Here is a 22,157-nt window from a genome sequence, read left to right on the forward strand (position 1 = left end):
AGGATGAAAAACCTTCATGCTTTGATGCCAGCGTGTTTACTGCTTACCGCTTCCGCGATGGCGGCACCGTCGAATATCGGTTCTGCTGGTGATATCCACTTTACCATTACTATTAAGGCGGCTACCTGTGAACTGGAAAACGACAGTATCGACGTCAATATGGAGACCGTGGTGCTTCAGCGCCCGGTAAAAGTGGGTAAAGAGCTGAACCAGAAAAACTTTAGCATCGGCTTAAAAGATTGCGCGTATGCCACAAAGGCCAGCGTTACGATGGACGGTTCTCCAGACCCGACTGACCCCTCGCTTTTTGCCCTGGATAGCGGCGGCGCGACGGGCGTGGCGTTAAAAATTAAAACGTCTGGTGGGGAGCAACAATACCCCTCCAGTACCGACTCTACACCCGTAGAACACACCGTCTGGTTTGATGGTACTAACAAGCTGAACTATATCGCCAGCTATGTGCCTGTTAAGCCGGATGCCACCGTTGGCCCAGCGAATGCGACGGTGAATTTTAGCGTCACATACGAATAATCACTGAGGGCCAGTTCGCTGGCCCTTTTCCATTTTTAGTGATTTTTTGTAAAAATCTTCTCCGATCACACTCTCCGTTGCCACTTTCCCCTCTGCTTGTGGTCTACTTAACCGTGCTTGTAGACTTTCTTACATCTGCGTTAGCCGCATATTTACCTGTTTGATTACAGAATCGTTGTACAGGTCGTTTTTATCCCGATTCCCAGGGTTTGTTTGCATGAGATACATTAAATCGATGACGCAACAGAAACTTAGTTTCTTGCTTGCGCTCTATATCGGTCTGTTTATGAATTGCGCCGTGTTTTACCGCCGTTTCGGCAGTTATGCACAAGAATTTACCATTTGGAAAGGCCTCTCCGCAGTTGTCGAACTGGGCGCCACGGTGCTGGTCACTTTCTTCTTACTTCGTCTTCTTTCACTGTTTGGCCGACGCGTCTGGCGTGTGCTGGCCACGCTGGTGGTGCTGTTTTCCGCTGGCGCCAGTTATTACATGACCTTCCTGAACGTGGTGATTGGCTACGGCATTATTGCGTCTGTTATGACCACCGATATCGATCTCTCGAAAGAGGTGGTGGGGCTGCACTTTGTATTGTGGCTGATTGCCGTGAGCGTGCTTCCGCTCATCTTTATCTGGAGTAACCACTGTCGCTACACGTTGTTGCGCCAGCTACGTACGCCGGGGCAGCGTTTTCGCAGCGCCGCTGTAGTGGTACTCGCAGGCGTAATGGTGTGGGCGCCTATCCGCCTGCTGGATATACAGCAAAAAAAGGTTGAACGGGCGACAGGCATCGACTTACCCAGCTATGGCGGCGTGGTGGCGAACTCCTATCTGCCTTCAAACTGGTTATCTGCGTTAGGGCTGTATGCCTGGGCGCAGGTAGATGAATCGTCGGACAATAATTCGTTAATAAACCCGGCCAGGAAATTTACCTATGTTGCGCCGAAAGATGGGGATGACACCTACGTCGTTTTCATTATCGGTGAGACGACCCGTTGGGATCACATGGGGATTTTCGGCTACGAGCGTAATACCACGCCGAAGCTGGCGCAGGAAAAAAATCTGGCGGCATTCCGCGGCTATTCCTGCGATACCGCGACGAAGCTTTCTTTACGCTGTATGTTTGTACGGGAAGGTGGGGCGGATAATAACCCGCAGCGTACCTTAAAAGAGCAGAATGTTTTTGCCGTACTCAAACAGCTCGGATTCAGTTCCGATCTGTACGCCATGCAGAGCGAGATGTGGTTCTATAGCAATACCATGGCGGATAATATCTCCTACCGCGAGCAGATCGGCGCCGAGCCGCGTAACCGTGGTAAAACGGTTGATGACATGCTGTTAATTGATGAGATGCAGAACTCGCTTGCCCAGAACCCGGAGGGTAAGCATCTGATTATCCTGCATACTAAGGGGTCGCATTTTAACTATACGCAACGTTATCCGCGCAGCTACGCTCAGTGGAAGCCCGAATGTATTGGGGTCGATAGCGGCTGCACGAAAGCGCAGATGATCAACTCTTACGATAACTCCGTGACCTATGTTGATCACTTTATTACCAGTGTGTTCGATCAGCTACGTGATAAAAAAGCGATTGTGTTCTACGCCGCTGACCACGGCGAGTCGATTAACGAACGTGAACATTTGCACGGTACGCCGCGCAATATGGCGCCGCCGGAACAATTCCGTGTTCCGATGCTGGTATGGATGTCGGATAAATATCTTGCCAGTCCGCAACATGCGCAGATGTTCGCTCACCTGAAACAGCAGGCGGAGATCAAAGTGCCGCGTCGTCATGTGGAGCTATACGATACGATAATGGGCTGCCTGGGGTATACATCGCCGAATGGCGGCATTAACCAGAACAACAACTGGTGCCATATTCCCGATGCGCAGAAAGTCGCCGCGAAGTAGGTTGTCTGCCGACTTTCTCGCCGATTGAATTGTATTTTGCGACTAAGGGATTGACGGGCGTGCGCCTGAGCAGTAAGATGCGCCCGCATTCGGTGATTGGCGCAGCCTGGTAGCGCACTTCGTTCGGGACGAAGGGGTCGGAGGTTCGAATCCTCTATCACCGACCAAATTCAGAAACCCTGCTCAGCGAGCAGGTTTTTTTTGTATCTGAAGCCTGACGAGGATGAGAACCTCCGGGGGCAAGAGGTTCGACTCGAGCGAAGCGAGAGAACGTTGCGTCAGCAACGGCCCGCAGTGGCAAGGCATCCTCTGTCACCGGCAGGTTGACGCTCGCACCACCAGTTCAGGCATGATCCCGTCGCTGTAGCTGACCTTCTCACCCGACAGAACGGCAAACAGGAGCGTGATTGTCTGTCGCGCCACCTCATCAAGATGCATATTCACTGCCGTCAGCGGCGGCAGCGATTCGTGCGCGCGGATACCATCATAGCGGGTGACCACCCGCATTTGTTCAGGTATGGCGATGTCTTGTTCCTGAAAAGCGCGTACCGCGCCGCTGGCAAAGGTGTCGATCAGCACCAGCACGCCGTCAACGTCGGGATGTGCCTGTAATAGCTGCTGCGCGGCCTGGTAGCCGGCATTTTCACCCTCGCTTTCATTGAGAGAGTAGACGACGGGGGCCTGGCGTCCCGCGCACCAGCGCTGGTAAGCCGCTTCGCTCTCCAGAACTGATGTTCGCCGTGTGTTACCGACAAATAACGCACATTTGCTGGCGCCGGAGGCCTCCAGATGCGTTAGCAGAAGCTGTGCTGTTGCCGCCGAGTGCAGCTCAACCCACGGCACAAGCGTGTCGGTCCCCGGCGTGCGGCCAATGGTGACGCAGGGAATGCCCGCTTGCGCCAGCGCCTGGAGCTGCGGGTCGTTCTCCGCCGGCTCAATCAGGATCGCCGCGTCAAAGCTGACGGCATCCAGTGGATTTGCCCCCGGCGGCACCAGAATCAGCGCATGCTGTTTTTCCAGCGCCATCATCGCGGACGTTAACGCCACCTCCATCATAAATCCCAGTCGTGACGCGCCGGAGGCAATCGCCAGCGGCACCGAAGAGAGCAAGGCAATGGTATTGGTTTTGCCGGTTCGTAACTGGCGGGCGCGAATATTCGGCGTGTAGTTAAGCGCAACAATGGCCTCTTCAATACGCCGTCGCGTCTGCGGCTCGACAAAGCGGGTGTTGTGCAATGCATTGGATACCGTCCCTGGCGATACGCCTGCATGGCGGGCAACATCAATCAACTTTGCGCGTTTTTTATTTTGAACAGCCATCTGCTTCCTGACCTGCGAAAATTTGCGCACAGGGTAGCATATTTACCAGACGGTAACGTTTGCTTTTTTTCGGTGAGGATCGTAAAAAACTCTTCATTAAAACGTTTTAATGGGGTATTTTGGCGCAAATTTATTCCTCAGGAGGCGATGTGGCACACTTAACTCAGGATTCGACTTTCACCCTTGGACGCCGTCTGGCGGGCCTTATCTACGCTGATAAGGCGAAGAGCTTTGGCGGCTATACGCTTTTTGCGCCGCAAACCGCCGAAGGGCGGGTTTACCTGGTGGACGAGCAGGGCGAAGTCGCGCATCAGTGGCAGCTTCCGGTTCGCGCCGGGCGTGATGCGGTGCTGCTGCCGAACGGTAATCTGGGTTATAACGGTAGCCACCGCACTTCAGCGAACCTCTATCCGGCGTGGGATCTCTGGCACGGCGGCGACTTCTACGAAGTGACGCCGGATAACGAAATCGTCTGGCATTACGAAGATATTTACCATCACCATGATGCGCAATGGTTGGCGAACGGTAATCTGCTGTATACCGCCGCGTCGCCGTTGCCTGCCGATATCGCCGCCCGTGTTACCGGCGGCGACCCGCGCCGCGATGCGCCGGACGGCGTGATTCAGAGCGACGTCGTCAAAGAGGTCAATCGCGACGGTGAAGTGGTCTGGGAATGGCGTGCCTGGGAGCATTTGAATCCGGAAGATTTCCCGATTCATGATATTTTCGACCGCCGCCACTGGCCGATGATTAACGGCCTGTCCGTCACCCGTGATGGCCTGGTACTGATGAGCCTGCGTACCACTTCCGGCGTCATTGCCGTGGATAAAGAGAGCGGGAAGGTTATCTGGCATGCAGGGCCGGAAGTCGTAGCGCAGCAGCACACGCCGGTTGAGATGGAGAACGGGTCGATTCTGGTTTTCGATAACGGCAACCTGCGTCCCGGCGTCACCTCGCCGCATTCCACGGTGCTGGAGTTCGATCCGCAGACCAAAGCGATTACCTGGCAGTATCGCGATATCTTCCCGCCGGCGTTTTTCTCGCCGTATATGGGGAGCGCGCAGCGGCTGGCGAACGGCAACACCTTTATCTGTGAATCGGCGTTTGGCCGCCTGTTTGAAGTCACCCCGGAAGGCGAAACGGTATGGGAATATATCATTCCGTTCTTTAATGAATATCCGGAGCACCTCAGTAAAGGCATTATTCCTGGAAAACAGAACAGCGCCTTCCGTGCGCATCACTATGCCGCTGATGCCATTAGTTGGTTGAAATAATACAGACCGCCAGCCCGCGCTGGCGGTTATTTTTTTGATGTTTTATGGGAGTTAATCATGCCGCAACCTGGCCTTACTACGCCGGATAACGATGCATTACCCTGGCAAACCACCTTACTTTTGGCGCTTCAGCATGTGCTGGTCGTTGCCGCCACCCCCATTACCTCCGTCTTTCTGATCGCCAAAGCGCTCCACTTTACCGATACGGTGACCGCCTCGGTACTTAGCGCGACCTTTCTGATGTGCGGTCTGGGCGCTATTTTGCAAAGCCTGGGTGTGAAAGGGGTGGGCGCGCGTTTGCCGTTTATTATGGTACCGGGGGGCGCGCCGATTGCGATTTTCGTTGCGATCGCTTTACAGACCAATATCCAGACCGCGATTGGCGCCGTAATTCTGACTTCGCTGTTCTACTTTATCGCGTTGCCGATTTTCCGCCGCTGCCTGCACCATTTTCCCCCTTTTATCATCGGCATCATGCTGCTAATGGTGTCGATTAACCTTATTCGCCTGTACGGCGGGTTGATCATTGGCCAGCCAGGGAGCGCCGACTTCGCTCATCCAACCAGTATCATTTTATCGCTGGGGACTATTCTGATAACGCTGATTTTCGCGCTGGCGTTTAGCGGTATTTTGCGCCAGCTGGCGGTGATGTTCGGCCTTTTAGCGGGAACGCTGCTGGGAATGGCGCTGGGCAGCACCGATTTTAGCGGTGTTAGTCACGGGCCGCTGTTTAGTTTCCCACAGCTTTTGCCGTTCGGCTGGCCGATTTTTGATCTCTCCGCCTCGCTGCCGTTACTGATTTACGCGGTCATCTCTATGGCTGAAGCAACCGGGCAAACGATTGCGACCGCGGAAATAGTCAATTCCACGCAAAATGTGCAGCAGACGATTCCACGTACCATTCGTGGTGATGCGGTAATGTCGCTGCTGGGGGGTATTTTTGGCACCTCCTTAATTATCACCTCCGGCGAAAATATTGGGGTGGTACGCACCACTAACGTGAAATCGCGTTTCGTGACTGCGGCTGCTGGAGGATTGTTAATCCTGATTGCCATATTCGCGCCGCTGGTACGTCTGGCGACCTGTCTGCCAGGTTCGGTGGTGTGCGGTACGGCGGTGATTGTCTTCAGCATTATCGGGGTCATCGGCATTGATATGATTGCGCGTGAGCCACTGCATACGCCGGGTAAAACCTATGCGCTGGCGATGGGGCTGGCCATGGGAATGCTACCTATACTGGTACCCGGCCTGTATCAGAATTTCCCGGCGGGCGTACAGATGGTCTTTGGCAACGGCATGGCAGCGGGGACGTTGACGGCGATTCTGGTGAACTCGTTGTTTAACTGGAGCGAAAAGCGCACGCAGGCCAGGGTCAAAAGTTAGTTTTTGTGATCGCGGTAGGCCGCACGACGGCCTACTTATTTACAATTTTGTGACATATTCGATGGTGTTTTTCAATGTCCGTATAACTCTTTTTTGCACACGGCTTATGAATAACCTCAGCATTTTCGCCTGTGCGTTTTAGCGTTAGTGGTATTAATCGCTCAGATAATCAACATATCTAAAGAAATTTTTCAATTAATGTCTAATTGTTAATCACTAACTGTTGCAAAATATTAAGTGAATAACTCTGCCTTTCTGCCTATAGCACAAATTTCCCTGCTGAAAATACCCTTCTGAACTTTTTTTAATCTTTGTTTGTTAATTCTCACCGTTGTTGTAAAAGCTGGTTACCTGTATTGACGTTTTGACATTCTATTGACAGATTGTAGGGAATGAGGGGCATTTTATGGAGAATCCGCACTGCAACTCAGTCGATTATGCGAACGGAATCCCCACCTCTCACTACTGACCTGACCAGGTAAAAAACAAAAAAGGCCGGGCGGTAAAAGCCTTTGCAAAGGGCAAAACAACATACATCACAATTGGAGCAGAAGAATGAGTATTTCCTTGAAGAAGTTAGGGATGCTGAAGCTTGGTTTGAGCCTGGTGGCTATGACCGTTGCAGCAAGCGTGCAGGCCAAAACCCTGGTTTATTGTTCAGAAGGCTCGCCGGAAGGCTTTAACCCACAGCTCTTTACGTCTGGCACCACCTATGATGCCAGCTCCGTACCTATCTATAACCGTCTGGTTGAATTCAAAACCGGCACCACGGAAGTGATCCCGGGTCTTGCTGAGAAGTGGGATATCAGCGAAGACGGTAAAACCTATACGTTCCACCTACGTAAAGGGGTGAAATGGCAATCCAGCAAGGATTTCAAACCCACGCGCGAGCTGAACGCCGATGATGTCGTGTTCTCTTTTGACCGGCAGAAAAACGAGCAGAACCCGTACCATAAAGTGTCTGGCGGCAGCTATGAATACTTTGAAGGCATGGGGCTGCCGGATCTGATTAGCGAAGTGAAGAAGGTAGACGATCACACGGTGCAGTTTGTGCTGACGCGTCCGGAAGCGCCGTTCCTTGCCGATTTAGCCATGGACTTCGCCTCTATTCTTTCCAAAGAATATGCTGACAACATGCTGAAAGCCGGTACGCCGGAAAAAGTGGATCTGAACCCGGTCGGCACTGGCCCGTTCCAACTGGTGCAATATCAGAAAGACTCCCGCATTCTCTACAAAGCTTTTGACGGCTACTGGGGCACGAAGCCGCAGATCGACCGTCTGGTCTTCTCCATCACCCCTGACGCCTCTGTGCGTTACGCCAAACTGCATAAGAACGAATGTCAGGTGATGCCGTATCCGAACCCGGCGGATATTGCGCGCATGAAAGAAGATAAAAACATCAACCTGATGGAGCAGGCTGGCCTGAACGTGGGTTATCTCTCCTATAACGTGCAGAAAAAACCGCTGGATGATGTCAAAGTTCGCCAGGCATTGACCTATGCCGTGAATAAAGAGGCCATCATCAAAGCCGTTTATCAGGGCGCGGGCGTTGCGGCGAAAAACCTGATCCCGCCGACAATGTGGGGTTACAACGATGATATTAAAGACTATGGCTACGATCCGGAAAAAGCGAAGGCGCTGCTGAAAGAAGCCGGTCTGGAAAAAGGCTTCACCATCGATCTGTGGGCGATGCCGGTACAGCGTCCCTATAACCCGAATGCGCGTCGTATGGCGGAAATGATCCAGGCGGACTGGGCGAAGATTGGCGTTCAGGCCAAAATTGTCACCTATGAATGGGGCGAATACCTCAAGCGCGCTAAAGATGGCGAGCACCAGACGGTGATGATGGGCTGGACCGGCGATAATGGCGATCCGGATAACTTCTTCGCCACGCTGTTCAGCTGCGATGCCGCCCAGCAAGGCTCCAACTATTCAAAATGGTGCTACAAGCCGTTTGAAGACCTGATTCAGCCTGCGCGTGCGACCGATGACCACAACAAGCGTATTGAACTCTATAAACAGGCCCAGGTTGTGATGCATGACCAGGCGCCAGCGCTGATCATCGCTCACTCCACGGTTTATGAGCCAGTGCGTAAAGAAGTTAAAGGCTATGTGGTTGATCCATTAGGCAAACATCACTTCGAAAACGTCTCTGTCGAATAATTAAAAGAGCGCTGCGCCCCGGTGTTGTGTAGGCCGGATAAGCGCAGCGCCATCCGGCGTAATGCTTTATCCGCGATGCAGTTTGCGTGGGATAAGATTTGTGAGCAATACAGACTCACGGTTCCAGGCCGTGGGTCATGAGAGAGAATTCGGGTTATGTTGCAGTTCATTCTCCGACGTTTGGGACTCATTATCCCGACGTTTATCGGTATTACCCTTCTCACCTTTGCCTTTGTCCACATGATCCCCGGCGATCCGGTGATGATCATGGCGGGTGAGCGAGGTATTTCCCCTGAGCGTCATGCTCAACTGCTGGCTGAACTCGGTCTTGATAAACCGATGTGGCAGCAGTACCTCCATTATATCTGGGGGGTGATGCATGGCGATTTAGGCATCTCGCTGAAAAGCCGAATCCCTGTATGGGACGAGTTCGTGCCTCGCTTTAAAGCGACGCTGGAACTTGGCGTCTGCGCCATGATTTTTGCCGTCGCCGTGGGGATTCCGGTGGGCGTGCTGGCCGCAGTGAAGCGCGGTTCTATCTTCGATCACACTGCTGTTGGCCTGGCGCTGACCGGTTACTCTATGCCTATCTTCTGGTGGGGCATGATGCTGATCATGCTGGTCTCCGTCCACTGGAACCTGACGCCGGTTTCCGGGCGCGTGAGCGATATGGTGTTCCTTGATGATACCAATCCGTTGACGGGCTTTATGCTGATCGACACCGCTATCTGGGGCGAAGAGGGTAACTTTATTGATGCGCTGGCGCATATGATCCTGCCTGCGATGGTGCTCGGCACAATCCCGCTGGCCGTCATTGTGCGTATGACCCGTTCGTCGATGCTGGAAGTGCTGGGGGAGGATTACATCCGTACCGCACGCGCCAAAGGGTTGACCAGGATGCGCGTCATTATCGTCCATGCTCTGCGTAACGCTATGCTGCCAGTCGTCACCGTGATCGGACTGCAGGTCGGGACGCTGTTGGCGGGCGCGATTCTGACAGAAACTATCTTCTCGTGGCCCGGTCTGGGGCGCTGGCTGATCGATGCGCTGCAACGCCGCGATTATCCGGTAGTGCAGGGCGGCGTGTTACTGGTAGCGACGATGATTATTCTCGTCAATCTGCTGGTAGACCTGCTGTACGGCGTGGTGAACCCGCGTATTCGGCATAAGAAGTAAGGGGCCATCATGTCACAGGTTACTGAAAATAATGTTAATGCCGCACCGGCGCCCATGACGCCATTGCGGGAGTTCTGGCACTATTTCAAACGCAATAAAGGCGCGGTCGTCGGGCTGGCGTATGTTCTCATCGTGATCCTGATTGCGGTGTTTGCCAACTTTATTGCGCCGTACAACCCGGCAGAGCAGTTCCGCGATGCGCTGCTGGCGCCGCCGGTCTGGCAGGAAGGCGGCAGTTGGGCGCATATTCTGGGAACGGATGATGTTGGTCGCGATGTCCTCTCGCGCCTGATGTATGGCGCGCGTTTGTCACTGCTGGTCGGCTGTCTGGTGGTCGTCCTGTCGCTGGTAATGGGGATTATTCTCGGCCTGGTCGCGGGCTACTTCGGCGGTCTGGTCGATAACATCATCATGCGCGTGGTCGATATTATGCTGGCCCTGCCGAGCCTGCTGCTGGCGCTGGTGCTGGTGGCGATCTTCGGCCCCTCCATCGGCAACGCTGCGCTGGCGTTGACGTTTGTGGCGCTGCCGCACTATGTCCGCTTAACCCGCGCGGCGGTTCTGGTAGAGGTGAACCGCGATTATGTGACTGCCTCCCGCGTGGCGGGCGCAGGCGCGATGCGTCAGATGTTCGTCAATATTTTCCCGAACTGCCTTGCGCCGCTGATCGTTCAGGCATCGCTCGGTTTCTCTAACGCCATTCTCGATATGGCCGCCCTCGGCTTCCTGGGGATGGGCGCACAGCCGCCTACGCCGGAATGGGGCACCATGCTCTCTGACGTATTGCAGTTCGCGCAAAGCGCCTGGTGGGTGGTGACCTTCCCGGGGCTGGCGATTCTGCTGACGGTACTGGCATTTAACCTGATGGGTGACGGTCTGCGTGACGCGCTCGATCCCAAACTGAAGCAGTAAGAGGTTCGAGATGGCGTTATTAAATGTAGATCAATTATCGGTGCACTTCGGCGACGAAGGGACACCGTTCAAAGCCGTCGACCGCATTAGCTACAGCGTGAAGCAGGGTGAGGTGGTCGGTATTGTCGGCGAGTCTGGTTCCGGCAAATCCGTCAGCTCGCTGGCGATTATGGGGCTTATCGATTACCCAGGCCGCGTGATGGCGGAAAACCTGCTCTTTAACGGACAGGATCTGAAGCGCATTTCCGAGAAGGAACGTCGCAACCTGGTGGGCGCTGAAGTGGCGATGATTTTCCAGGACCCGATGACCAGCCTCAATCCTTGCTATACCGTTGGCTTTCAGATTATGGAAGCCATCAAGGTACATCAGGGCGGGAACAAGAAAACCCGTCGTCAGCGAGCGATTGACCTGTTGAACCAGGTGGGTATTCCCGATCCGGCTTCTCGTCTGGATGTCTATCCGCACCAGCTTTCTGGCGGCATGAGTCAGCGTGTGATGATTGCGATGGCAATAGCCTGTCGACCAAAGCTGTTAATTGCCGATGAACCGACCACGGCGCTGGATGTGACCATTCAGGCGCAAATTATTGAGCTGCTGCTGGAGTTGCAGCAAAAAGAGAACATGGCGCTGGTGCTGATTACCCATGACCTGGCGCTGGTGGCGGAAGCGGCGCACAAAATTATCGTCATGTACGCCGGGCAGGTCGTCGAAACCGGCGCTGCGCAGGATATTTTCCGCGCGCCGCGTCATCCGTATACCCAGGCATTGCTACGTGCGTTACCAGAGTTTGCGCAAGATAAAGCGCGTCTGGCGTTGCTGCCGGGCGTGGTGCCGGGGAAATATGACCGACCGACGGGTTGTCTGCTTAACCCTCGCTGCCCCTACGCCACGGACAGATGTCGTGCGGAAGAACCTGCTCTCAACCAACTGGACGATGGACGTCAGTCAAAATGTCATTACCCACTCGATGATGCCGGGAGGCCCACACTATGAGCACGCATGAGGCCACCTTGCAACAGCCGCTGTTGCGGGCTATCGACCTGAAAAAACACTATCCGGTGAAGAAGGGGATCTTTTCTCCGGAACGGCTGGTAAAAGCGCTGGATGGCGTGTCGTTTAATCTCGAACGCGGTAAAACGCTGGCCGTAGTGGGGGAGTCCGGTTGTGGAAAATCCACACTGGGTCGCCTGCTGACGATGATTGAAACGCCAACCGGCGGCGAGCTTTATTACCAGGGGCAGGATCTGCTCAAACACGATCCGCACGCGCAGAAACTGCGGCGGCAGAAAATTCAGATTGTGTTTCAGAACCCCTACGGTTCCCTGAACCCACGCAAGAAAGTGGGGCAAATTCTGGAAGAGCCGTTGCTGATCAATACCAGCCTGAGTAAAGCGCAGCGTCGTGAAAAAGCGCTGGCGATGATGGCGAAGGTGGGGCTGAAAACCGAGCACTACGACCGCTATCCGCATATGTTCTCCGGCGGCCAGCGTCAGCGTATCGCTATCGCCCGCGGTCTGATGCTTGATCCGGACGTAGTAATTGCCGACGAACCGGTCTCCGCGCTCGACGTGTCGGTGCGCGCCCAGGTGCTGAACCTGATGATGGATTTGCAACAGGATATGGGGCTGTCTTATGTCTTTATCTCGCACGACCTGTCGGTGGTGGAACACATCGCCGATGAAGTGATGGTCATGTATTTAGGCCGCTGCGTGGAGAAAGGGACCAAAGAGCAGATTTTTAACAATCCACGTCATCCCTATACCCAGGCGTTGCTCTCCGCCACGCCGCGGCTGAATCCGGACGATCGCCGTGAGCGGATTAAGCTGACCGGCGAGTTACCGAGCCCGCTGAACCCGCCGCCGGGCTGCGCCTTCAACGCCCGCTGCCGCCGTCGCTTCGGACCCTGTACGCAGTTACAGCCGCAGCTTAAAGAGTACGACGGCCAGTTGGTGGCCTGCTTTGCCGTCGATCAGGATGAAAACCCGCAGAAACCGCTGAGTTAATTGCGTTTTATGCCGGATGGCGGCTGCGCCTTATCAAGCCTACACCGTACCTGTAGGCCTGGTAAGCGTAGCGCCACCGGGCATGGCTCTCCGGTACGACTTATTCAATCAATTTTAATAACGGCGACAGGCACAACAATATTCCATATAACAGAATAAGCCAGGTTTTCAGGCCGCGTAATTTTTCCAGTTGCGCTACTTTATAAATCAGGAAAAAGGGAATAATACACGCGACAATGCCATAAAACGGACTGCCTAACTGGAAAAAGACCAATACTGAGACGCGAAACGAAACCCAAATAACCAGAGTAACCACGATAAAGACACAGATTCCAGATGTCAGTAACAGTAGGTTGACGTTTTTGACATCCATAATACGACTCAATACATTCAGAACAATACCTTTAAGCGCTTCGTGAAAACCTAAATAAATACCAAAGAACGCGGTAAGTACGGCAAAAATATTGAGGATGGTAGAGGTAATGTGGATGATATGGCCAGGGATTACCTGAGCTGCCAGTGCAAGGGCGGAAATATTCTGCTCGAACGCTGATACCGCCTCTTCATGGCTAATCGAAAAGGTAAACGAGAACGAGAAAAAGAGAATAATGGCAATCAGCGTAATATAGCTAATGCGATGCGTGCGAATCGCCATCCGGGTGGCCAGCACACGGTCAGGTTCGCGCTTACGATAGGCGATGTTCATTGGGTTTAGCACCTGAATGAAGACCGCAGAAAAGAAGCAAAATGGGATAGTGAGCAGTACGTCGCGAAAGAAAACCGATGCGGCGGGAAAGGCGGAAATATTATCAAGATTCCAGTGTGGGATCATCGCAAAACCGAATATCAGAATGATCCCGACTTTTACCACCACCATCGGGCCGGAAATTTTAAATAATAACTTTTCCCCGCCGGAGGCAATCGCCACCAGCACGGCGAAAATCGCGACTTTATAGATAATAGACTGTGAAAGATCGGCCTCAGTAAGGCCGAAGGTTTTGATATAGGAGGCGCTATCAAACACCACCGACAGGGAGTAAATAAACACCCCGTGGATAATCATAAGAAAATAGATTACACCGAGAAAAACGCCCCAGTTTTTGCCAAGATAGTGACTGATAATATCCGTATAATCGTCACAGGTTTCGCTTTCAGATAACGTTTTTAGATAAATATCCTGCACAATATAGGTAGCGGGATAGGCGATGATAAAAGCGGTAATAAATACCCAGATCCCCTTGAGACCGATTTGCACTGGCATTAAGACGGTACCGGCGCCGATCGCCATTCCGATACACAAGAGCACCCAGCCAAAATCATATTTTGTAAACGGTAATCTCGTTGAAAGCGGTGTGGTCGTAGCGTTACTGTTATTTAATGGTAATGTGTCGTCCTGCATAGAGCCCCCTGCCCAAAATATACGCAGCTCTCTCATAAAGAATGCTGCCTATAACCAGGCTATAGTGCCTTGATACCCGATGCGGCAAACCGGTGACAGCGGTTCGCCGAGCAATCGTCAGAATGCTGCTTTTCTGCTGGCGCGTTCAAGGTCATGAATAATATCGTCGGGATCTTCAGGTCCCGCTGAAAGACGGATAAGTTCGTCGGTAATACCTGCTTTTAGCCATTCCTCTGGCGCAACAGGCGAATATGTCATAGACGCAGGATGCTGAACGAGGGTTTCGGTATCACCGGGACTGGCCGCGAGGAGGCATAATTTACAGAATTGAGCGGCTGACTGCCAGCCTCAGAAATGCTGAATGTTAAAAGTAATCGTCTGCGAAGCGTCACGCAGATTGCACGTTAGCGCCGTGCCGGGACGGGGATTTTGCCGTAATATCAGCAGCAAGCCGGGTTTACCCGGTGAGGCGCAATGTTGCGGGGGCTTGATCCCCGGCGGCATAGGTTGCTGGATAGAGAAAACCCCCGCACGTTGACTGGTATAAACCTGGCAACCTGACGGGGGCTAACTTGAACCTCAACACATCAAGGATAGCCGCGAACGGTTGCCATTGCAACAAGGCGGCTATATGACGCTTACGCAGTTGGGCGTGGCCTTCTGGCACGATCTGGCGGCGCCGATCATTGCTGGCATTATCGCCAGTGTGATCGTCAACTGGCTACGTGACAGGAAGTAACGCGTTTTGAGCGTCTGTCCGCCGTAATGGCAACATGCGCCCGAACCAGGCCGCAGGGGAAACCTTGCGGCCTTTTTCGGTTTACTGCGGGTAAGGCACCCAGTCGCCGCCATTCAGACGAACGTAGGGCTTACCCTGGTACTGAATCACCACCGCATTAGCGTTTTCTGAAACCGGCGCGGTTTGCGGCAGATTGCTGGTCAGCTTGTTCCAGTTCACACTGTCTTCGGTAAAGAGCTTACCGTCCACGGCGCGTACGACCAGTTCGGAAATCGCCAGGTAGCTGCTCGGCTGATTAATATCAATCGGCGCGCCCTCATGCGGGGCTTTCATGCCAAAAAATTTCACGCCCGCCGGGACGTTGGTGATGGAGGGGCTGGGAATATCGCGCAGGCCTGAGATCTGCATTCTGTCGCCCTTCAGCGCGCCGCCGTGCTCCGGTACGACGACCACCATCACCTTACGCCCGGATTTCTCCAGTTCGGTAAAGAAGGCGTCCAGTTCATCGAACAGTTTCTGCGCGCGGATTTTATAATCCGCCGTTTTGCTGACGCCGGGGAAGTGGTTGCCATCGTGCAGCGGCAGCAGGTTAAAGAAAGTCGCGGAGCGGGAATTGGCTTCACGTTCTTCCCCTGTCAACCAGCGGTTCAGGACCGCCAGATCGTCATATACCGGCGAGCCGTCGAATGACAGCAGGGCGGTTGGCAGGCCGGACTGGTTCATCAGTTCGCTCTGCATACCGCCGTTTTCGCGAACTTCTTTCAGGAAGCCGCCAAATTCACCGTTATGATCCATCATCAGATGCTGAGTAAAGCCCAGCTTCGCCAGATTATCAAACAGATAACATTCGTTATCGGCTGGTTGATAAAGTCGGGTATGCGATGGTTGACCACAGCTGGCGCGCAGCAGACGAATGGCCGCCGGGCCGCTGTAAGACGTACCGGAATTAAAGTGTTTAAACAAAATGTCAAAGTGCGACCATAGCGGATGTGACATCAAGCCTGCCGCTTCGACATCCGACCAGGAGAGCGAACAAATATTGATGACCAATAGGTCGAACGGCTGCGCATCAGGCGGAGGCTGCGCCGGGAACGTCGTTTTCCGCTTTTCTTCCGCGGCATAGAAGGTGTTCAACCAGGTGTTCAGATTCGCGGCCGTCGGCGGCGCGGTTTGCGCAGGCATATCGCCGATGACCGGCTTATCGCCCGCTGTCGCGACGGTAGCGGCCGCATTACCGCCAGTCGTCGTCACCGTATCGGTTGGCTGGCCTGCCGGCCACAGCGTAAAAACCGGGCCGGTTAATGTCAGGACATTCAGCCATACCATGATGGCGACCACAAACACCGTGACCCGAATCCACTGTGATAAAAAAAGCCAGGCAACCAGCAGTACGAAGATGGCGCCGATCATTTGCCAGTTAATAAAACGGGCGATCAGATCGAGCAGATAACCGGAGCTGAATTCCGCCACCTGCGTCCCCTGGCTCATAATGCTTTGCGGGCCGGGTAGCCAGGTATCATGCCAGAACAGCGCGAAGCCGACGGGAATGGCAATCCAGTGGCGCAACCGGTGAAGGCGATACTTTGGTATTGGCATGAGCAGAAACGCCATGAATACCAGATTCAGTAAAGGATGAAAATTCAGATAGCCTGCCCACAGCAGGCCAAACTTGACCAGAAAATAGAAGTTCCAGCCGGAAAGACCGCGCCAGTACTGCCAGAGCGGAGAAGGCATTGAAGGAGTTTGAGTATGCTGAGTCATTTTTTGTCTGCCTTGACTTTCGTAGCGCGGCGCAGAGTTCCGGCTGGTTTTACATAACGAGGTTTGGCAAATAGCAGCCGGGTTGTATCACTGATACGGCGTAGCGAATGACGCGCCAGATACCCCAGCGGAAAGAAAATCAGCGCGCAAAAAAGAATAATTTGCACGATATCGCTGATGGTCATCATGATGCACGCTCCGCGGTGTCGTCGAGCAATCGCAGGGGTTCAGGAATACGACGCCAGATGCGGCCATCGTGTTCGGCATTTATTACCGGGTCGGCGCGTTTTGCCAGCGGTAGCGGCGTTCCCCACAGTTCCGGCGACAATAAGCGCATCTGCACCAGCTCGGCGCTGATTTGTTTATCTTCGAACCAGACCATACGATTAGAGAAAATATCGCCCGTCGGCAAAGGGAAAAAATGGTTTAACGCGGTATCCAGATCGTTGACCCAGCAGAATGATAAAAACAGCACCAGACGGTTGCCGCCGATGGTCATAATATCGCCGGTTCGGTTTGGCCGACATAATGTTAACGCCTGCTCAACCCGAATGCCCGGCACCGGGCGCAGCGCGACCAGAACGCCTTTCCCGTCGGCGGGGAGCAGGGTGTTGCTCATCATCGTATGGATGGCATCGCAGAAGGTATCCCACGGCTGAAAACCGCGCAGTTTCAACGGCTGCGTCATCGACAGTAGCGTGGTGATGTCTTCCGGTACGTAACGGCTGAACTGCTGCCCCTGCACGCTTTCAATAAGCGTCAGGCAGCGTGAAAGCGGGGCGTTCCAGGGAATGATCATATTCGCGCCGCAGCCCAGCAGCAGGCGCTCATCGGTGGCGCGCAAACTGGCGATATTTTCGCGCACGACAATTTTCAGCGCGCTTCCCCGCTGGCGCCGCAAAGTATGAATGCGACGAGCAAGCGGCTCGATTTGGTTGTTCTGTGTAAGCGAAAAAATAATTGTCGCGGCCTGCGCCGTGCGCGCGTCGTTGAATAGCGCTTCGTTATTGTCGAAAAGCGTCCAGTGTTCCGAGAGCGGCGGCGCGCCTTCAAGGACGGCGACGTGGCTAAGAATGCGTTTTTCATCGCTACGCGGCTGAATTGCCGTCTCCTCCTGATGGGATAGCGTCCAGCGTTCGTCCTGCTGACACAGCAATAACTGCTGTCGGGCGCTGACGCCTTTTTCGTTACACCAGAAGGCAATATCGAACAAATGTTGGTCGCCCTGAAAACGTAAACTGGCGAGGCCGAAAAGTGAGCGATACTCGCCCATCAACAACGAGGACTGTTTATCGCTATTATTACAAGGGTTAATAACCAACAATGAACAGTGATGAAAACGAGTCCATTTATTCATTTTTTCCAGCCATTTATGCAGGCTTTCTGACGTTATATTCCGCCACGTGTTATTTGCACAAATAAGAATGAAAAAGTAATGCGTCGGGTTAACAGAACAAAGCAAATCGTGGGGCAAAGAGTATAGCCCTTTTTCTGAATCCGGCATGGTAAATAAGCGGATTTTCTCCGGACCGTGAGATTCATCTAATTTGATTACTTTGCCAGGATCGCCTTCCATGCCGATGACGGCGACATTTGCATTCTCCGTTTGTGACGCAATCGTTTGATTCACCAGGCTGATGGCATCTTGCTGGCGATCGGCGTTAACCCACCAGACGCCGCCGGTTGGCATATGGCGCAGTTCATCCCATAATGATGAGATGCCGAGAGAAAATACGGGGTCCACAGTGTCCCTCATGTCACTATTTTAACTGTTTATCAGTTTACTAGCGAAAGCACAGAAATAAACCTAACATTGAAATTAAAACGCATCAGATTTAGCATGTGAATCAATTTGTCCGGCAGGATGCCCTGTAACTCTGCGCTTTGCATTTTTACACATTATAAATGATGTCACGGAAAGATGAAAAATGCGCGTTCTCCCGTATTGACGACGGGGCGTAATGCTGCCAGTGAGAAATATTTAAAAAGGAGCAACCAGAATGTATAACAATGAACCTGGCGCTCAGTCCGATCCAACGTTGGGCTACACTTTTCAAAATGATTTTCTGGCATTAAGCCAGGCGTTTTCACTACCCGAAATAGATTATACCGATATTTCCCAACGCGAACAGTTGGCGGCGGCGATTAAAAGATGGCCGCTCCTGGCTGAATTTGCGCAACCACATTCATTAAGGAAGCCATGAATGGCGATTCTGGGACTGCAGGGCGTGCGCGGCGGGGTGGGAACCACATCTCTCACCGCAGCACTCGCCTGGGCGTTACAAATCTTAGGGGAAAATGTCCTGGTGATTGACGCCAGCCCCGATAACCTGCTGCGCATGTCGTTTAACGTCGACTTCGTCCATCAGGGCGGTTGGGCGCGATCGTTGCTGGACGGCCAGGACTGGCGCGATGCCGGATTACGTTATACCTCACAGCTTGATCTACTGCCGTTTGGACAGCTTACCGCGCAAGAGCGGGAAAATCCGCAGGCCTGGCAGGAGACGCTGGGAGAGATCGGATCGGCTATCCAGGCGCTGAAAGCGAGCGGGCGTTATAGCTGGATTTTACTGGACTTGCCCTACGGCGCGTCACCGCTGACACGGCAGCTGGTGAGCCTCTGCGACCATACGCTGGCGATAGCCCAGGTTGACGCTAACTGCCATATTCGCCTTCATCAGCAGGCATTGCCTGCCGGAGCGCATATTCTGATCAATGACTTACGCATTGGCAGTCAGTTACAGGACGATCTGTACCAGGTCTGGCTGCAAAGCCAACGCCGGTTGCTGCCCATTGTGATCCATCGCGATGAGGCGATGGCGGAGTGCATGGCGTCGAAACAGCCGTTAGGCGAATATCGCAGCGATTCGTTAGCCGCCGAAGAGGTGTTAACGCTGGCGAACTGGTGCCTGCTGCATGATGCGGGCGACAAAACGTCCGCCGGGAGCCTGCGATGAGCGCCCTTTCCCGGTGGCTGCTTATCCCGCCGGTTAGCGCGCGCTTGAGCGAGCGCTATCAGGGTTACCGCCGCCACGGCGCGTCGCCGTTTAGCGCAGCGCTCGGCTGCCTGTGGATGATTCTGGCGTGGATAGTGTTTCCGCTTGAGCATCCGCGCTGGCAGCGTATTCGCGACGGGCATAAAGCGCTTTACCCGCATATTAACGCCGCCCGCCCGCGCCCGCTGGACCCGGCCCGCTACCTCATTCAGACCCTCTGGCTGGTGATGATCTCGTCGACTAAAGAACGTCATGAACCGCGCTGGCGGTCATTTGCGCGCCTGAAGGACGTTCGTGGACGTTACCATCAATGGATGGATACCTTACCGGAACGGGTGCGCCAAAAGACAACGCATCTGGAAAAGGAAAAAGAGCTGGGACATCTTAGCAACGGCGCCCGGCGTTTTATTCTGGGCGTTATCGTGACCTTTTCACTGATACTGGCGCTGATCTGTATTACGCAGCCATTTAACCCGCTATCGCAATTTATCTTTCTGCTGTTGCTGTGGGGCGTTGCGCTGTTGGTACGACGTATGCCGGGACGCTTTTCCGCGCTGATGCTCATCGTGCTGTCACTAACGGTCTCCTGTCGTTATATCTGGTGGCGCTATACCTCGACGCTAAATTGGGACGACCCGGTCAGTCTGGTGTGCGGGCTGATTCTGCTGTTTGCGGAAACCTACGCCTGGATTGTGCTGGTGCTGGGGTACTTCCAGGTGGTGTGGCCGTTAAATCGTCAACCGGTGCCGTTGCCGAAAGAAATGTCGCAGTGGCCGACGGTGGATATTTTTGTACCGACCTATAACGAAGACCTTAATGTGGTCAAAAATACCATTTACGCTTCGCTTGGCATTGACTGGCCGAAGGACAAGCTGAATATCTGGATCCTTGATGACGGCGGGCGTGAATCATTTCGTCATTTTGCCCGACATGTTGGCGTGCATTACATTGCCCGCGCCACGCATGAACACGCCAAAGCCGGCAACATCAACAATGCGCTAAAACACGCGAAAGGCGAGTTTGTGGCGATCTTCGATTGCGACCATGTGCCGACACGCTCGTTTCTGCAAATGACAATGGGCTGGTTCCTGAAAGAAAAACAGCTGGCGATGATGCAGACGCCGCATCATTTCTTCTCCCCGGACCCGTTTGAGCGCAACCTGGGACGTTTTCGTAAAACGCCTAACGAAGGCACGCTGTTTTACGGACTGGTACAGGACGGTAACGATATGTGGGACTCCACTTTCTTTTGCGGATCGTGCGCGGTGATTCGCCGTAAGCCGCTGGATGAGATTGGCGGTATCGCCGTTGAGACGGTGACGGAAGATGCGCATACTTCGCTCCGGCTGCACCGGCGAGGTTATACCTCAGCGTATATGCGCATTCCGCAGGCGGTGGGGCTGGCGACGGAAAGCCTGTCGGCGCATATCGGGCAGCGTATTCGTTGGGCGCGGGGCATGGTGCAAATTTTCCGCCTCGATAACCCTCTGTTTGGTAAAGGCTTAAAACTGGCGCAGCGGCTGTGCTACCTCAACGCGATGTTCCATTTCTTGTCCGGCATTCCGCGCCTGATCTTTCTGACCGCGCCGCTGGCTTTTCTGCTGCTGCACGCCTATATCATTTATGCGCCTGCGTTGATGATTGCGCTATTTGTGATACCGCACATGGTCCACGCCAGCCTGACTAACTCGAAGATTCAGGGCAAGTATCGTCACTCTTTCTGGAGTGAAATCTATGAAACGGTACTGGCATGGTATATCGCACCGCCGACTCTGGTCGCGTTGATCAATCCGCACAAAGGGAAATTTAACGTCACGGCGAAAGGCGGGCTGGTGGAAGAGAAGTACGTCGACTGGGTAATCTCGCGTCCGTATATCTTCCTTGTCTTGCTTAACCTGCTCGGCGTGGCGGCGGGCGTATGGCGATACTATTACGGGCCGGAAAATGAAACGCTGACCGTCATCGTTAGCCTGGTGTGGGTCTTCTATAACCTGGTCATTCTCGGCGGCGCGGTTGCGGTTTCGGTAGAGAGTAAACAGGTCAGACGCGCGCATCGGGTCGAGATTGCCATGCCGGGGGCCATCGCCCGCGAAGATGGACATTTGTTCTCCTGTACCGTACATGACTTCTCCGACGGCGGGTTAGGCATCAAGATCAACGGTCAGGCGCAGGTGCTGGAAGGGCAGAAAGTGAATCTGTTGCTTAAACGCGGGCAGCAGGAATATGTCTTTCCAACGCAGGTGGTGCGCGTAACGGGCAATGAGGTCGAGCTGCAACTGATGCCGCTCACCACCAAACAACATATTGATTTTGTGCAGTGTACCTTCGCGCGCGCCGATACGTGGGCGCTTTGGCAAGATAGCTTCCCGGAAGATAAACCGCTGGAAAGCTTGCTGGATATTCTGAAGCTGGGCTTCCGCGGATATCGCCACCTCGCGGAGTTCGCGCCGCCTTCAGTAAAAGTAATTTTCCGATCGTTGACGGCGTTAATTGCCTGGATTGTATCGTTTATTCCGCGTCGCCCGGAGCGGCAAGCGGCGATACAGCCGTCGGATCGGGTTATGGCTCAGGCTCAACAATGATGATAATG

The 22,157-nt window shown here is 53.7% G+C and carries 18 protein-coding genes, 1 tRNA gene, 1 other RNA gene and 1 pseudogene; 15 read left to right on the forward strand and 6 right to left on the reverse strand.

Translation table 11 applies throughout. From position 1 onward, the window contains the following. The first annotated feature begins 3 nt into the window (after positions 1–3). From lpfE to ACLJRU_RS06535, 4 genes are all read left to right on the forward strand, one after another. Positions 4–531, forward strand: coding sequence for a long polar fimbrial protein LpfE (gene lpfE / locus ACLJRU_RS06520; protein ID WP_001541093.1), 528 nt, complete (start codon positions 4–6; stop codon positions 529–531). A gap of 217 nt (positions 532–748) precedes the next feature. Further along, positions 749–2,440, forward strand: a complete 1,692-nt coding sequence (eptB, locus tag ACLJRU_RS06525) for a kdo(2)-lipid A phosphoethanolamine 7''-transferase (RefSeq protein WP_001269258.1) — start codon at positions 749–751, stop codon at positions 2,438–2,440. A 90-nt stretch (positions 2,441–2,530) separates the two neighbouring features. Then, positions 2,531–2,607 (forward strand) — tRNA-Pro (locus tag ACLJRU_RS06530). Positions 2,608–2,643: 36 nt separating this feature from the next. Continuing rightward, positions 2,644–2,762: non-coding RNA, RtT sRNA (locus tag ACLJRU_RS06535), on the forward strand. Here ACLJRU_RS06535 and ACLJRU_RS06540 read toward each other — a convergent pair. After that, on the reverse strand, positions 2,753–3,760 hold the full coding sequence (locus tag ACLJRU_RS06540) for a substrate-binding domain-containing protein (protein WP_011264407.1): 1,008 nt from the start codon (positions 3,758–3,760) through the stop codon (positions 2,753–2,755). The two genes, ACLJRU_RS06535 and ACLJRU_RS06540, sit on opposite strands and share 10 nt — an antisense overlap. Positions 3,761–3,909: 149 nt before the next feature. Here ACLJRU_RS06540 and ACLJRU_RS06545 point away from each other — a divergent pair, with 149 nt between their 5' ends. From ACLJRU_RS06545 to dppF, 7 genes are all read left to right on the forward strand, one after another. Further along, on the forward strand, positions 3,910–5,034 hold the full coding sequence (locus ACLJRU_RS06545) for an aryl-sulfate sulfotransferase (RefSeq protein WP_023235365.1): 1,125 nt from the start codon (positions 3,910–3,912) through the stop codon (positions 5,032–5,034). A 57-nt stretch (positions 5,035–5,091) separates the two neighbouring features. Next, positions 5,092–6,417, forward strand: coding sequence for a uracil-xanthine permease family protein (locus tag ACLJRU_RS06550; protein WP_001136082.1), 1,326 nt, complete (start codon positions 5,092–5,094; stop codon positions 6,415–6,417). A 555-nt stretch (positions 6,418–6,972) separates the two neighbouring features. Continuing rightward, positions 6,973–8,580: a dipeptide ABC transporter periplasmic-binding protein DppA gene (gene dppA, locus ACLJRU_RS06555; protein WP_001541089.1), complete on the forward strand. Its 1,608-nt coding sequence runs from the start codon at positions 6,973–6,975 to the stop codon at positions 8,578–8,580. 156 nt (positions 8,581–8,736) lie between these two features. Next, positions 8,737–9,756, forward strand: a complete 1,020-nt coding sequence (gene dppB, locus ACLJRU_RS06560) for a dipeptide ABC transporter permease DppB (RefSeq protein WP_001541088.1) — start codon at positions 8,737–8,739, stop codon at positions 9,754–9,756. Between the two features lie 9 nt (positions 9,757–9,765). Then, positions 9,766–10,668: a dipeptide ABC transporter permease DppC gene (dppC, locus tag ACLJRU_RS06565; RefSeq protein WP_000084690.1), complete on the forward strand. Its 903-nt coding sequence runs from the start codon at positions 9,766–9,768 to the stop codon at positions 10,666–10,668. A gap of 10 nt (positions 10,669–10,678) precedes the next feature. Beyond that, positions 10,679–11,662: a dipeptide ABC transporter ATP-binding protein gene (dppD, locus tag ACLJRU_RS06570; RefSeq protein WP_001541086.1), complete on the forward strand. Its 984-nt coding sequence runs from the start codon at positions 10,679–10,681 to the stop codon at positions 11,660–11,662. After that, positions 11,659–12,672, forward strand: coding sequence for a dipeptide ABC transporter ATP-binding subunit DppF (gene dppF, locus ACLJRU_RS06575; protein ID WP_000103561.1), 1,014 nt, complete (start codon positions 11,659–11,661; stop codon positions 12,670–12,672). Before dppD ends, dppF begins: the two co-directional genes overlap by 4 nt. Positions 12,673–12,772: 100 nt before the next feature. Here the strand turns inward: dppF and ACLJRU_RS06580 are convergent, their stop codons facing one another. Both ACLJRU_RS06580 and ACLJRU_RS06585 read right to left on the reverse strand, forming a co-directional pair. Continuing rightward, complete coding sequence (locus ACLJRU_RS06580; protein WP_023235363.1) at positions 12,773–14,071, reverse strand: aromatic amino acid transport family protein; 1,299 nt, start codon at positions 14,069–14,071, stop codon at positions 12,773–12,775. A 117-nt stretch (positions 14,072–14,188) separates the two neighbouring features. Then, positions 14,189–14,409, reverse strand: a pseudogene (locus ACLJRU_RS06585) (PLP-dependent transferase); the annotation flags it as partial. Positions 14,410–14,702: 293 nt separating this feature from the next. On the opposite strand from ACLJRU_RS06585, the gene ACLJRU_RS06590 reads away from it, so the two are divergent. Next, the gene (locus ACLJRU_RS06590; protein ID WP_001537650.1) at positions 14,703–14,810 is read left to right on the forward strand and encodes a type I toxin-antitoxin system toxin Ldr family protein; all 108 of its coding nucleotides are present in this window, start codon (positions 14,703–14,705) and stop codon (positions 14,808–14,810) included. Positions 14,811–14,891: 81 nt separating this feature from the next. On the opposite strand, the gene bcsG is transcribed toward ACLJRU_RS06590, so the two are convergent. Genes bcsG through bcsE form a run of 3 tightly spaced genes read right to left on the reverse strand, consistent with a single transcriptional unit; the run spans position 14,892 to position 18,327 of the window. Next, positions 14,892–16,571, reverse strand: coding sequence for a cellulose biosynthesis protein BcsG (gene bcsG, locus ACLJRU_RS06595; protein WP_038394056.1), 1,680 nt, complete (start codon positions 16,569–16,571; stop codon positions 14,892–14,894). After that, positions 16,568–16,759: a cellulose biosynthesis protein BcsF gene (bcsF, locus tag ACLJRU_RS06600; protein ID WP_000988321.1), complete on the reverse strand. Its 192-nt coding sequence runs from the start codon at positions 16,757–16,759 to the stop codon at positions 16,568–16,570. Before bcsF ends, bcsG begins: the two co-directional genes overlap by 4 nt. Next, entirely contained in the window at positions 16,756–18,327 is a 1,572-nt protein-coding gene (bcsE, locus tag ACLJRU_RS06605) for a cellulose biosynthesis c-di-GMP-binding protein BcsE (RefSeq protein ID WP_077916198.1), read from the reverse strand. The genes bcsF and bcsE overlap by 4 nt, the downstream gene beginning before the upstream one ends. 244 nt (positions 18,328–18,571) lie before the next feature. Here bcsE and bcsR point away from each other — a divergent pair, with 244 nt between their 5' ends. The 3 genes from bcsR to bcsA are packed head-to-tail and all read left to right on the forward strand — an operon-like array spanning position 18,572 to position 22,149. Next, entirely contained in the window at positions 18,572–18,775 is a 204-nt protein-coding gene (bcsR, locus tag ACLJRU_RS06610; protein ID WP_000282616.1) for a cellulose biosynthesis protein BcsR, read from the forward strand. After that, positions 18,776–19,528 (forward strand): cellulose biosynthesis protein BcsQ, encoded by a 753-nt coding sequence (gene bcsQ / locus ACLJRU_RS06615; RefSeq protein WP_000996118.1) that lies wholly within the window; start codon positions 18,776–18,778, stop codon positions 19,526–19,528. Continuing rightward, positions 19,525–22,149 (forward strand): UDP-forming cellulose synthase catalytic subunit, encoded by a 2,625-nt coding sequence (gene bcsA, locus ACLJRU_RS06620; protein ID WP_038394054.1) that lies wholly within the window; start codon positions 19,525–19,527, stop codon positions 22,147–22,149. Before bcsQ ends, bcsA begins: the two co-directional genes overlap by 4 nt. Positions 22,150–22,157: the final 8 nt, after the last annotated feature.

The sequence above is a fragment of the Salmonella sp. SAL00653 genome, from assembly GCF_046552515.1.
Classification (GTDB): domain Bacteria; phylum Pseudomonadota; class Gammaproteobacteria; order Enterobacterales; family Enterobacteriaceae; genus Salmonella; species Salmonella enterica.